Genomic DNA, 12602 nt, shown 5'->3' with positions numbered 1-12602 from the left:
GCCGCAAAAAACATCCTAAACGAAGGAAAAAGAATAATCAAAAATTATTAAAACTTAAATGAACCCGTAAGTCAACGGGGGATAGCTTGACCAACCTTATAAACATCAAGTTTATAACTGCCCAAGAATAAAATTACTAAATGGTAAAAACATTAAGGAATAGACTATAATAAAAAAATTAGGTTTGGGATTGGCATGAAGGTTTTGATAGTTACAGGAGAGTTGGCATATCCATTGATAAATGAAGTCGTATCAGATTCAAAGGAAGAGATAATAGTCCATATAGTGGATAACACCCAGGTGGCGGCATTCCTCACTCCCAGAATCATAATAAACGAAGTGAAGAAATGCTTCTCTGACCAGTTGGATGAAATCGACATGATCCTTGTTCCGGGACTCATCAAAAAGGGAACAAGGGAAATCACCAAGGAGCTTGGAATCCCAACATTTAAAGGCTCGACCGACGGGGCAGACCTTGCAATGGTGTTGAACCTTGTGGGAAGCATTGACCTGTCCGAAGACAAGCCTGCGGACAAGTTGATAGAGGAGGAAAAGCGCAGTGAAGCATTCAAATTCATTGACGAGTTTGAAAATGACACTGAAAACATCCAGAAACTTCTGGAAAAGCCAAACAACATAATGATCAGGAACCTGCCGGTGGGGGAGGACTTCCCGATGAGGGTGTTGTCCGAAATAGCCAACGCACCATTCCTCTCAAAGGAGGCGCTGATCAACAAGTGCCAATACTTCGTCGACTCCGGAGCCGACATGATAGACATAGGGATGGCTGCCGGAGAGGACTTCTCAGAAAAGATTCCCGAACTAATCGAAACCCTGCGCCCGATAGTGGGAGACAGGCCATTAAGCATAGACACACTGAACCCCGACGAGATAAGGGTGGCTGCCGAACACGGCATAGACTTTGTGCTTAGCCTGGATTTGGGAAACAACTCTGAGATAAAGGACCTGCTGATAGAAAAGAACATTCCCGCAGTCCTGCTTCCGACAAACTTTTCACAGGGAAAATCACCAAAATCACCATCCGAACGCGTTGAATCAATGCATCAGCTGATAAGGGACACCGAAGGAATAAGGTATGTTGCCGATTTGATACTTGACCCCGTCAACAGCTCAAGCATCGTCGAGTCAATCATCGCATGCCATGAATTCCACAAGCAAAACCCTGCGCCGATGTTTTTCGGAGTTGGTAACGTGACCGAACTCATGGATGCGGATTCCGGTGGAGTTAACGTCCTGCTTGCAGGAATAGGTATGGAACTGGGCGTCAGCATACTCTTCACACCGGAGGAAAGTGGAAAAACCAGGGGAAGCGTATATGAATTGTCAACAGCCTCCAAGATGATGTTTCTTGCAAAGCACAGGAAATCAATTCCAAAAGACCTTGGAATCAACCTAGTGGCATTCAAGGACAAGCACAAGCGCAATGACATCATCCTGAATGAACGTGAAGGCATTGAGGAAACCCGTCAAGTAGAACCGATGAAATTCGTACGCGACAAGGCAGGAAGCTTCAAGATCAATGTGGATTACGGCACAACCGTCAGGGACAGCAGAATCACTGCAACACACTTCAAGAAAAACAAGCCCGACCTGGTCATTGTAGGGCACAGCGCAAAGGAAATATACGAGGAGATTATTACAAAAGAGCTGGTCACCCGTATGGAACATGCCGCCTATTTAGGTTCCGAGCTTCAAAAAGCAGAAATAGCGATGATTACCGGTAAAGAGTATGTTCAGGATTTTGAATTGTTCAAAAATCCTGATGAATTTAAAAATTAACTTATTTAATCAAAGTCTGTCGGATCATAGGTTCCTTCAGCCTGTCCCGCTTGTGGAGTTGATTGGGAACTTGAACTGTCACTGGACTGTGAACTGGAACTGCTGTCGGATGAGCTTTGTGTGTCAGTTGGCTGTGAACTGGAACTGCTGTCGGATGAACTTTGACTTGAACTGCTGTCGGGTGAACTGGATGGACTTGGTCCTGAATCACCACTTGAACTTGCTCCGGAACTGCTTGCTGAAGTGTCGACAGGAGCGCTGGTTGTATTATCGGTAGTTATATTATTATTGTTTGTATCATTCAATGCTGGTTCTTGTGGAGCTAATGATATTCCATTTGCGTTTATGAAGAAGAATGCTCCAGCAACCACTATGATGATTGCGATTAATGCAATGATTATTGCATTTCCTGAATCCATTTTATACCTCCATTCTTGTTTATATTATAATATTTAATGTGGTCATTATATATAAGATGATAAGTTTAAATAAATATAGCATATAATTATATTCTATAATCAATTTTTATGAGGTTTAATAACTTGCAAATTGAAAATCTAAAAATCAAAGACATTGATAAGCTATTATTGGAATCCAATTACGTTTCCAATAATGAGATTTCAACAACACTATACCTGTCATTCCTGCTTGGAAAACCTATGCTCATCGAAGGACCTCCGGGTGTGGGTAAAACAGAACTGGCAAAAGTAATCGCCAAATCATTTGATAGGGATTTTTTCAGGATTCAGTGCTATGAGGGAATAACTTTTGAGCAGATTGTCGGTGAATGGAACTATCAAAAACAACTCCTGCACCTTGAAGCCGCCAAGAACGACACAAGCAATGTTGATGAGATATTTGCAGATGACTTCTTCATAAGAAGGTCACTACTCAATGCATTCCTCAATGAGAAGGATTCAGTATTGCTCATAGATGAAATCGACAAGGCGGATGAGGAAGTTGAAAGTTTTCTTCTCCAGGCATTGGGGGAACAGGAAATCACAATAAACGATTTGGGAACATTCCAACTGCAGAACGACCTGATAGTCATATTGACTTCAAACTCACAAAGGTCACTTCTTGACGAGACCAAGGACAGGTGCCTGTTCCTATACATTCCATACCCTTCCATTGAAAGGGAGATTGAAATCGTCAAGTCCAAGGTGCCTGGAGTTGAGGATGAAACAGTATCCCATGTGGTCAAGATAGTTCACAGGATCCGTGACCTGAACCTGATGAAAAAGCCTTCAGTGAGGGGAACCGTGGATTGGGTAAAGTCAGTTTCCAACCTTGGAACCCGAAACATTGACCAGTCCATGCAGGACAGTGTAGGCGTGGCCATCAAAACAGAAACGGACAAGAAACGTGTACTGAAAGATATCTTTAAAGAATGATAGGATGATTAACAAGATTGTAAGGCTCTCCGCTGATTTGAGAAGCGAGGGGTTGCCCGTTAGTATAAGAAGCACCCAATCAGCAATGGAGATTTATCAAAATCTTGGAGATGCCGACAGGAACCTCTTGAAAACAGCACTGATGGCAATTTATGTCAAGGACAGGTATGACATTCCAAAATTCCTCAAGATTTTCGATGAGGTGTTCAAGGCGCCCGAGCCTGAAAAGAACGTTGTGGAAGACCCTAACCGTGGAAAGGCTTACAGGGGAACAGGTCCGAAATCCAACAAGTACGTCATCAAGAAGCAGAACACCATAGGCAAAAAGATTCGAAAGGAAAAGCTTGACAATGAGAAACTGAAAATGCTCTCCGGCCAGCCGCTGCTCGACGAGGCAAAGAAACTCGAGCGTGACGGGGAGCTGATGAACAAGGACCTCACCAAGCTCAACCGCTTCGACCCTAGGATGCTTGAGATATGCCAAAGGCTCGGTAAAAGAATAGCCAACAAGCGTTCAAGAAGAAAGGTCCAGGCCAATTCCCATAGGATTGACATGAGAAGAACCATGAGGGCCAACCTCAAGTATGGTGGAGTTCCACTGGAGCTTATCAAGGCGAAGCCAAGGCCTCATAAAAACGAGCACCTTTTCCTCAATGACATAAGCGGATCATGCGAATGGATAAGCAGCTGGTTTTTCATGCTCATGTTCTCGGCACAGACCGCATTCAAGAGGTCACGGACATTCGAGTTCGACAACAAGGTGATTGAAACAACAAAGGCATTGAAGGAGGAGTATCTCATCGATTCCTTCGTTAAGGTCAAGGACATGCGCATAAAGAACATGATGGTGCATGGAACATCGGACATGTACTCAGCATTCAAGCAGTTCCAGGAGAAGGCGAACATAAACAACAAGTCATATGTAATCATACTGTCGGATTGCAGGGACTGGGCAGGGCCAAAGGTGAAAGGAATCCCTGCCAGTGTGGAACTGGTGGGCGAGATGGTGCGAGACGCCAAGAAGGTAATCATCCTGAACCCGGAAGACAGGAACAAGTGGGATATCGTTGACAGTTGCGTTTCCCTGTATGAGGATGCTGGAGCCCAAGTGTTTGAAGTCAACACACTAAACCAGCTGGCTCATTTCGTAGAGCAGATGTAGGTAATAGTTATGCAATGCAGTAAATGTGGTAATCCTAAAGTAATTTATAAAAGAGAGCAATCCGGCCAGATACTGTGCAAGGAATGCTTCATAGAATCAATCGAGAAGAAAGTAATCAAGACAATCAAGAAGGAGAAGCTCCTTGACAAGGGAGACAAGGTGCTGGTGGCACTGTCCGGTGGAAAGGACAGCGTAACCACACTCGAAATATTGAACTCATTTCGAAAAAGGCACATCATCGACATTTGCGCAGTCACAGTCGATGAGGGAATAGCCAACTACCGCCAGGCCGGTGTTGACATAGCCACAAGGCACGCCGAAAGGCTTGGCATAGAGCATAAGGTGGTTTCCCTCAAGGAGGATTACGGCATCACTCTCGATGAGATAATGCAGCGGGAAAACCATAAGGGATCATGCACATACTGTGGAGTCTTCAGAAGAACAATAATAAACAAGGCCGCACGTGAAATGGGTGCGACAAAAATAGCAACCGGCCACAATCTCGACGATGAGGTGCAGGCCATCATGATGAACTACCTGGAGGGAAACACTGACAACCTCACAAAGCTCGGGGCAAAAACCGAATCCAAAGCCGATGAGTTCACGGTCAAGATAAAGCCATTGCGCGAGATACCGGAACGTGAAATCGGATTGTACGTGGTTGCAAAGGAGCTTGAAGTCCACTTCGACAGCTGCCCATATGCAATGCAGTCATTCCGGGGGGAAATATCTGATGTGATGAACCAGCTGGCGGAAAAGCACCCTACAATCAAGTACTCCACCCTGAGAGGATATGAGAAGATAAAAAAGATTCTTAAAGATGAGATGCAGAAGGACTATGCACATGGAAGATGCAAGAGGTGCGGAGAACCGTCATCCAATGAACTGTGCAAGGCATGCTCATTTCTAGAGGAATTAGGATTGTGATAATTATGTCATTCTTATTGAAGTATAAGCAAATAGAGGAAGAACGAGAGATACCCGACGAAAACTATACCATAAAGGACCTTCTGGATGAGATGGAATTGTCCCCACAGACAATGGTGTCCAAGCAGAACGGCGAACTCGTCATAGAGGACACTGTCATAGAGGATGGCGATGAAATACAATTGGTTCAAATAATCTACGGTGGTTAAAACCTTGAAGATAAGTTACGAATGCGGACCATGCTTTTTAAGGCAGGCAAAAGAGGCATTGGATTTGTCCACAGATGATGAGCTCCTGAAAATGGAGATAATGAGCGACATATTCAAGTACCTAAGCGATAATTTCACCGAAAACACCAATTCAAACGGCACAGGTTCCAGAATGCACAAGATGATCATTGAAAGGACAGGCTGCAGGGACCCCTACTATAATGAAAAGATTGAGGGAAACGAAATAGCGCTCAAATACATTCCTGAAGTCAAGAGGATACTTGAAGAGGATGACTGTCTCGAGAACTATGTCAAGATAGCCATCATAGGAAACATCCTGGATTTCGGAGCATTCACATTGGACGATGACATCGAAGCCGTAATCAAGGATTCCCTTAAAAAGGACTTGACAATCAAGGACATTGAGGAGTTTGAAAACTCACTTGAGACAAACGATAGGGTATTGTACCTGGTGGACAATACCGGAGAGATAGTTTTCGACAAGCTATTGCTTGAAAAAATCAGGCAATACGATGTCGACATTACCATAGCGGTCAAATCCCAACCGATACTCAATGACGCATGCATGAAGGAAGCCCTTGATGCTGGCCTTGACGAGTACGGTGAAATAGTGGAGATCGGCTGCGGCACAGTGGGTTATGTTGACAGTGAAATTTCAGATGAGTTCCGTGAAATATTCAACGCCCATAACTTCATAATATCCAAGGGAATGGGGAACTATGAGGGATTGAGTGAAATCGACTTGTCCGATAAGGAAGTTTACTTCCTATTATGCTCTAAATGCAACACCATATCAAGGCACATTGGCGTGAACCTGCATGACATGCTGTTGTTTAAAAAATAAGTGATTAACATGATTATTGGATTGATCGGATTTGGAAAAGTGTCACAGAATCTTATAAGGCTAATCCAATCTGATGAAATCACATTCATCACCTCAACCGAAAACCGCTCACCCGAAACAATCGAAAACATTGAAAAATCAAGTGTTGAAGTAATCGATGATGTCAAGGAGGTGGCCATCAGGTCAGATATACTGATATCCGCCAACTCACCAAAAAACGCACTCAGCACAGCAGAGGAATACGGGGAATATGCAAGGGGCATATACCTTGATTTAAACAATGTTTCACCCAACACCACCTATGAAATATCCCAGCATGTTGAAAACCTTGTAGACGGAGCAATAATCGGGAAAATAGACTCCGATAAACCATTGTTATACATTTCAGGTGAAAAATCAGATGAGCTGGTGTTTTTAAACGACTATATCGAAACAGTTAAGCTAAGCGACAGGATAGGCGACGCCAGCATATTGAAGATGCTTAGAAGCACATATACAAAAACACTATCTGCACTGCTTATCGAATCCTTTGACCTTGCAAGAAAACACGGTCTGGAAGAGGAATTCCTTGATGCATTAACAATCACAGAAGGCGAGGGCTTCAGGGAAAAATCCCTATCACGAATCAACAATACCTTAAGGTCACGAAAAAGAAAATCCGAAGAGCTGGATGAAATCATCAGTTATTTCAATGATGATGATTTGATAATGGTGAAAGCGGCAATGGAAAAACTCAACCGATAATGACCCTGACCTTAAACCCTTTTTTAGCCTTTTTGATGCTGCCGCTGACTGGGATGAAATGGGAATCCATGACATATCTAAGGTATGTGACGTCACGTGCAGGCAGTCTCAGATTGGTTTTGATTTTCTTTCCTTCGCTTTTGAACTGAACGGATATCTTGCCATTCTTATCCACGTACAAGTCAGTGCCTATTCCCTCTTTTGTTATCTTGGTTTCAAAGCGTGTCAGGTTCAACCCGGCCTCAATGATTGATGGGGGAGTGTCAACACTAATGTTCTCGCTTCTGAACCTATTGTTCGCTTCACGTGCACTAACTCCTTTTTCGCCTTCGCAGGCAACATACCATGCACGGTCAATGACCCTTTGAACCTTCTGATTGTCAGGTATGACGCCCTCGGCCTCATAACCAAGCATCAGGTCCATGACTTCCTTTTTAGTCACTTCCATTTCAATGGCGCTGATGGCCAACCTGGTCATCACCGGACCGTAATCGGATCTCCTGAACACTGCCCATATTGATTCAGGGTCCCTGTAGACTCTTCTTTTTATGATTTCATTGATGGTGTTCCCGTTAAGGTAAGCTATCTTTTCAAGGTTTCCCCTTGAGTAGGTGTTCATGCGCTTGTAGATGTCGCTCCAGTTCCTCTCGCCGGGAACCCTGCCCGCTTCGATTTCACGCTCCAGAATCTCAACGGTGGTGTCGGGAAGCAATTCCTTAACGTCATCTGTAATTACCATGTCATTATCAATGATTGATTGCCTGATCAATCTTCCTGAATATTTTTCCTTATTGAATTCCTTGACGACATGATAATTCAATTTCGAGCCTAAAAACTCGTTGATTGCATACCATCGAATCTCATTGCGGTTGGTGTAGCTTTTAGGCATTCCGACGAAATTTCCTTCGTCAATGAATTTCTGAGCCTTGGACTTGATTTCATCAAGGCTGATTCTTGCCGAGGTGATGTAGTCGGTGACCCCATCATCAATCATCTGCTTGAGCCTGATCGGCACGCTATAGGACAATACCAATCTGTGATGCAGGCCCTCAAATGCCCTAACATCATCAGCCCCCAGGGCCAAGGCCATTTCACGCCTTGCTTCAAAATTCACGAAAAATGGAGCATGGTTTGCACTGAAACCCTTATTCAAGTACACGACCAGCCTCTTGCCTTCCCGGTCAGCCAGTTTTCGAGCTTCCCGTATTAACCTTTCATGACCCTTATGGACGGGGTCAAAATCTGCACTAATTCCAATCAAAATAAACACCAAAAAAAGAAAGTATTAAAAGGATAGTTAATTTTTAACCATCCATCAATTTCAAAACACCGGAAACTATTAGCCAAAGCCCAATTAAGGTTCCAAGGACCAGTGGGTTTGAAATGTATGTTCCAATGATAATGTATAATAAACCAAGCACCACGCCGGCTATGCCAATATAGAATCCGTATCTGGATTGGCGGTTGTTAATTAATGAAACGAGTCCGACAACAATCAGCATTATTCCCGCAAGGTATAATGAGATTTGTGCTAAAAATCCAATCAATGATGGGTTGAATATCAGGCAAATGCTTAAAATCAACAATACTATGCCCAATGTCAAATCCAGCACTGCACCGGATTTGTTGTAATCTATAATGGACACTCCTATGACAAGCAAATAGATTGATATTAATAATACGGATAAGCTAATTAAAGCATTGACTCCAATAAAACCCATTATCGGAAAGATTATGATTATTAATCCGAAAATAATAGCCAGTAAACTAATAAATTTAGTTTTCATATTTACCTCCTACTATTAATATAATATTCCTAATGTTATTAATATAATTCGATATGTTTGATTTTCACTGTGGATGAGTTCATATCGGAATTGTTAATCTCGGCCAGCCATTCACTCCTGCACTCGCAGTCATGCTCGATTCTGGTCTGTGTCAGGTTGTTGGCTATTATCATATGCTTCAGGTCCTTATTGCATTTCTTGCAATTGTACGGGCCACGCCTTGAGCCGAAACCTGAAGTGTCGAGAAGTGCCGGAATGTCAAGTTCATCGCGCACGGTATTGATTATCTCAACGCATGACCAGATCCATGGGGGCTGGTATGCGCCTTTTCTCCAGAACCTTTCAATCACTGTTCCGCCATGAATGGTTGCCGGACAGAATGACAATCTGTCGACTGATATGGAATCGCAGTACCTTGCGGTTTCAATTGCCTCGTCGATTGCCTGCCTTTCAGATACCAGTATCGGCTTTACGAAAATGTATGCCTTTGACTTTAAGTTGTATCCCTTTGTCTTTTTAAGATTTTGCATGAGCTTAACTGCATTCTCAAAGTCATCGCGTGTGAAGCCTTTATTGATCTTGTTCAATCGGGTGTAATCGTTTGATGTTTCAAGGCCTATGCTCACCTCGAACAATGTGTCCCCTATGATTTCAAATATCTCGTCAAGGTATTCCTCCTTCACATATTCCGGACGTGACTCGACAATGATTTCAGTGACATTGCCCAGTTCCATCAATGTTTTAAGGATTTCGTCACGCGCATCCCTTGGAAGCTCGTATGGGTTTAGAAAGCTTCCTGATGCGAACAGTTTCACGGAAATCTTGTCCTCTTCAGCTATCGGATGCCTTTGCAGGTGGTCATGGAATATCCTTAGGATGGTTTCTGTGTCTATTGGTTCAAGGGTGCAGTCTGATACGTAGCTGCACATTGTGCATCCTCCGCTGTCGCCCAATGCCCATGCACATCCTGGGGTCGGCAGGATTATGAACAGTGTCTTGGCAACACCGTCGTATGTTAAGTCATCATTGTACCAGCTTGCCCCAACCTGTTCGGGGGTTTTCGGTTCTTTTCTTTCAAAGGCTTGCTGCCTTATTTCTTTTGTTAAGTTTTCAATTTCCATTATAATATTATTAGTATCATATTATAATTAAAAATTATCCCTAAAAAATAGTTTGTTATTAAGTTGTGTGTAATGCTTTAAAAAAATAAAAAAGAAAAAGAGAAAGCAAGTTTAGAAACTTGCAATTACGTCTCCTAATAATTTGATGGATTCTGCTACGTCTTTTCCGACAGGGGATCCTGCTACGTATTGAGTTACGCCCATTTCAGCTAAGCCTTCAATTTTAGGGATGAACTCATCAGGAGTACCACATACGGAGAATGCGTCTAAAGCTTCTTCAGTTACAGCACCGATAGCTCCACCGAAGTCACCTTTAGCTAAGAATGCACCCATTTGTTCGTTGAATCCTTCAGGTAATCCGTGTCTTTCAATAACTGGAGCAGGGGAACCTGCTGCAATGAAAGCAACTACGATTTTTGCTGCGTTTTTAGCTGCTTCAGAGTCAGCACCAATGGAAGTTGCAGTGTATGCACCTACATCAAATGCTTTGTCTCCGCCTGCTGCTTCGATACCTTTTTTGATCATAGGCATAGCAGCTTCGTAGTCTTTAGGGTTGGAAGCGTTAATTAATACACCATCTGCGATTTCTCCAGCGGTTTCTAACATTTTAGGTCCTTGAGCACCCATGTAAATAGGGATGTGTTCTTGAACAGCTTTTGCTCCACCTAATGCTGCACCAGCTTCGGTTTTTTCTCCAGCTAATAAAGTGTTGATGTCAGCGATTGCTGCTTTAATAGTGGATACAGGTTTTTCCCAAGCGATTCCTAAAGCATCGAAAGTTGCTTTGTCACCAGGACCAATACCGAAGGTAGCTCTTCCTTCTGAAATTTCGTCAATGGTTGCGATAGCGGAAGCGGAAATTGCAGGGCTTCTTACGTATGGGTTGGTTACACCAGGACCCATTTTAATGGTTTCAGTTGCTGATGCAATTAATGCTAAGGTTTCGTATACGTTTTTATTGTTGTAGTGGTCTGTGATCCATGCGTATTCAAAACCGACGTCTTCTGCTAATTTTACTAAGTCTACTAATTCATTTAATGGTATTTGTGGTACGAATTCTATACCGAACTTCATATTTTATCACCAATAATATTTTAGGTTAGCAATATATAAAGTAATTTTTATTTGAATTAGATAGAAAATTTTAAATATCATTTATGTTATTGTCCTCCGGTTCTTATAATAAAATAAGTGTTATTAAAAAAAATATTTTTTGTAATACTCAGTTAGTTTCACGATCTTAAAATTTAATTTTTGAAAAAGTCATTTTTTTATTTATTTTAGCATTGTTGTTTCTATTTTTTATTAGTCATTATAACTCTATTGATTAATTTTGGTATTAATAAATTTTAATATTATTTTTTAATATTTTTTGCAATGTTTTTTAATTGATTTTGTTAATAAAACTTCCCTCTCTATTAGATGTGCTATGTGTTTTATGGCGATGACCTAAGTATTATTGTTTAATACAATCTTTACTATGATGGTTGCTTTTCCACATGTAGCTATAAATTATCATATTTATTGTATTAATTAAATTATTAATATCATGAATGTGCTTTTGTGAGTACTTGAGTTTTTCGAGTATGATGTAAGTTTTGTAGATGTGGTGAAATTTGATTATAGAAACTTTTATATCAAATTTTATATGTATTATAATACTCGTCACTTTATACTTATTATGTCTGTTATGTGATTCAATTCTGTTTGATCCTGGCAGATGTTACTGCTATTGGGATTCGATTAAGCCATGCAAGTCGAACGAGTTTAGGCTCGTGGCGTACGGCTCAGTAACACGTGGATAATCTACCCTTAGGACCGGGATAACCCTGGGAAACTGGGGATAATACTGGATAGGCAATTTTTCCTGTAATGGTTTTTTGTTTAAATGTTTTTTCGCCTAAGGATGAGTCTGCGGCCGATTAGGTAGTTGGTTAGGTAATGGCTTACCAAGCCGTTGATCGGTACGGGTTGTGAGAGCAAGAGCCCGGAGATGGAACCTGAGACAAGGTTCCAGGCCCTACGGGGTGCAGCAGGCGCGAAACCTCCGCAATGTGAGAAATCGCGACGGGGGGATCCCAAGTGCCATTCTTAACGGGATGGCTTTTCATTAGTGTAAAGAGCTTTTGGAATAAGAGCTGGGCAAGACCGGTGCCAGCCGCCGCGGTAACACCGGCAGCTCTAGTGGTAACAATTTTTATTGGGCCTAAAGCGTCCGTAGCCGGTTTAATAAGTCTCTGGTGAAATCCTGTAGCTTAACTGTGGGAATTGCTGGAGATACTATTAGACTTGAGACCGGGAGAGGTTAGAGGTACTCCCAGGGTAGAGGTGAAATTCTGTAATCCTGGGAGGACCGCCTGTTGCGAAGGCGTCTAACTGGAACGGTTCTGACGGTGAGGGACGAAAGTTAGGGGCGCGAACCGGATTAGATACCCGGGTAGTCCTAACTGTAAACGATGCGGACTTGGTGTTGGGGTGGCTTTGAGCTGCTCCAGTGCCGAAGGGAAGCTGTTAAGTCCGCCGCCTGGGAAGTACGGTCGCAAGACTGAAACTTAAAGGAATTGGCGGGGGAGCACCACAACGCGTGGAGCCT

12 protein-coding genes and 1 rRNA gene are annotated in these 12602 nt (G+C 42.6%); 8 read left to right on the top strand and 5 right to left on the bottom strand.

Features of this window, described 5'->3' with window-relative positions:
- Positions 1-195 precede the first annotated feature (195 nt).
- On the top strand, positions 196-1800 hold the full coding sequence (locus tag QZU77_RS09055; protein ID WP_295603300.1) for a dihydropteroate synthase-like protein: 1605 nt from the start codon (positions 196-198) through the stop codon (positions 1798-1800).
- A gap of 5 nt (positions 1801-1805) precedes the next feature.
- Here the strand turns inward: QZU77_RS09055 and QZU77_RS09050 are convergent, their stop codons facing one another.
- Positions 1806-2219 (bottom strand): hypothetical protein, encoded by a 414-nt coding sequence (locus QZU77_RS09050; protein WP_295603298.1) that lies wholly within the window; start codon positions 2217-2219, stop codon positions 1806-1808.
- A 123-nt stretch (positions 2220-2342) separates the two neighbouring features.
- Here QZU77_RS09050 and QZU77_RS09045 point away from each other — a divergent pair, with 123 nt between their 5' ends.
- The 6 genes from QZU77_RS09045 to QZU77_RS09020 are packed head-to-tail and all read left to right on the top strand — an operon-like array spanning position 2343 to position 7101.
- Positions 2343-3194 (top strand): MoxR family ATPase, encoded by an 852-nt coding sequence (locus QZU77_RS09045; protein WP_295603296.1) that lies wholly within the window; start codon positions 2343-2345, stop codon positions 3192-3194.
- Positions 3195-3198: 4 nt separating this feature from the next.
- Positions 3199-4356, top strand: coding sequence for a VWA domain-containing protein (locus tag QZU77_RS09040; protein WP_295603294.1), 1158 nt, complete (start codon positions 3199-3201; stop codon positions 4354-4356).
- 9 nt (positions 4357-4365) lie between these two features.
- Positions 4366-5283, top strand: a complete 918-nt coding sequence (locus tag QZU77_RS09035; protein ID WP_295603292.1) for a TIGR00269 family protein — start codon at positions 4366-4368, stop codon at positions 5281-5283.
- 5 nt (positions 5284-5288) lie between these two features.
- Complete coding sequence (locus QZU77_RS09030) at positions 5289-5492, top strand: MoaD/ThiS family protein (RefSeq protein WP_295603289.1); 204 nt, start codon at positions 5289-5291, stop codon at positions 5490-5492.
- A gap of 4 nt (positions 5493-5496) precedes the next feature.
- A complete protein-coding gene (locus QZU77_RS09025; protein ID WP_295603287.1) occupies positions 5497-6357 on the top strand; it encodes a DUF89 domain-containing protein in 861 nt (286 codons plus the stop codon).
- Between the two features lie 9 nt (positions 6358-6366).
- Entirely contained in the window at positions 6367-7101 is a 735-nt protein-coding gene (locus tag QZU77_RS09020; protein ID WP_295603285.1) for an NAD(P)-binding domain-containing protein, read from the top strand.
- Here QZU77_RS09020 and QZU77_RS09015 read toward each other — a convergent pair.
- From QZU77_RS09015 to mer, 4 genes are all read right to left on the bottom strand, one after another.
- Positions 7091-8371, bottom strand: coding sequence for an adenylyltransferase/cytidyltransferase family protein (locus tag QZU77_RS09015; protein ID WP_295603282.1), 1281 nt, complete (start codon positions 8369-8371; stop codon positions 7091-7093). The two genes, QZU77_RS09020 and QZU77_RS09015, sit on opposite strands and share 11 nt — an antisense overlap.
- Positions 8372-8405: 34 nt before the next feature.
- A complete protein-coding gene (locus QZU77_RS09010) occupies positions 8406-8888 on the bottom strand; it encodes a DUF308 domain-containing protein (protein ID WP_295603280.1) in 483 nt (160 codons plus the stop codon).
- Positions 8889-8926: 38 nt separating this feature from the next.
- On the bottom strand, positions 8927-10009 hold the full coding sequence (locus QZU77_RS09005) for an archaeosine biosynthesis radical SAM protein RaSEA (RefSeq protein WP_295603278.1): 1083 nt from the start codon (positions 10007-10009) through the stop codon (positions 8927-8929).
- A gap of 111 nt (positions 10010-10120) precedes the next feature.
- Positions 10121-11083 (bottom strand): 5,10-methylenetetrahydromethanopterin reductase, encoded by a 963-nt coding sequence (gene mer, locus QZU77_RS09000; RefSeq protein WP_295603276.1) that lies wholly within the window; start codon positions 11081-11083, stop codon positions 10121-10123.
- Positions 11084-11709: 626 nt separating this feature from the next.
- Here mer and QZU77_RS08995 point away from each other — a divergent pair.
- A 16S ribosomal RNA gene (locus QZU77_RS08995) occupies positions 11710-12602 on the top strand; the annotation flags it as partial.

Source organism: uncultured Methanobrevibacter sp. (assembly GCF_902774605.1).
GTDB lineage: Archaea > Methanobacteriota > Methanobacteria > Methanobacteriales > Methanobacteriaceae > Methanocatella.
The sequence above is the reverse complement of the archived record's forward strand: the minus strand, read 5'-3'. Positions and strand labels throughout refer to the sequence as shown.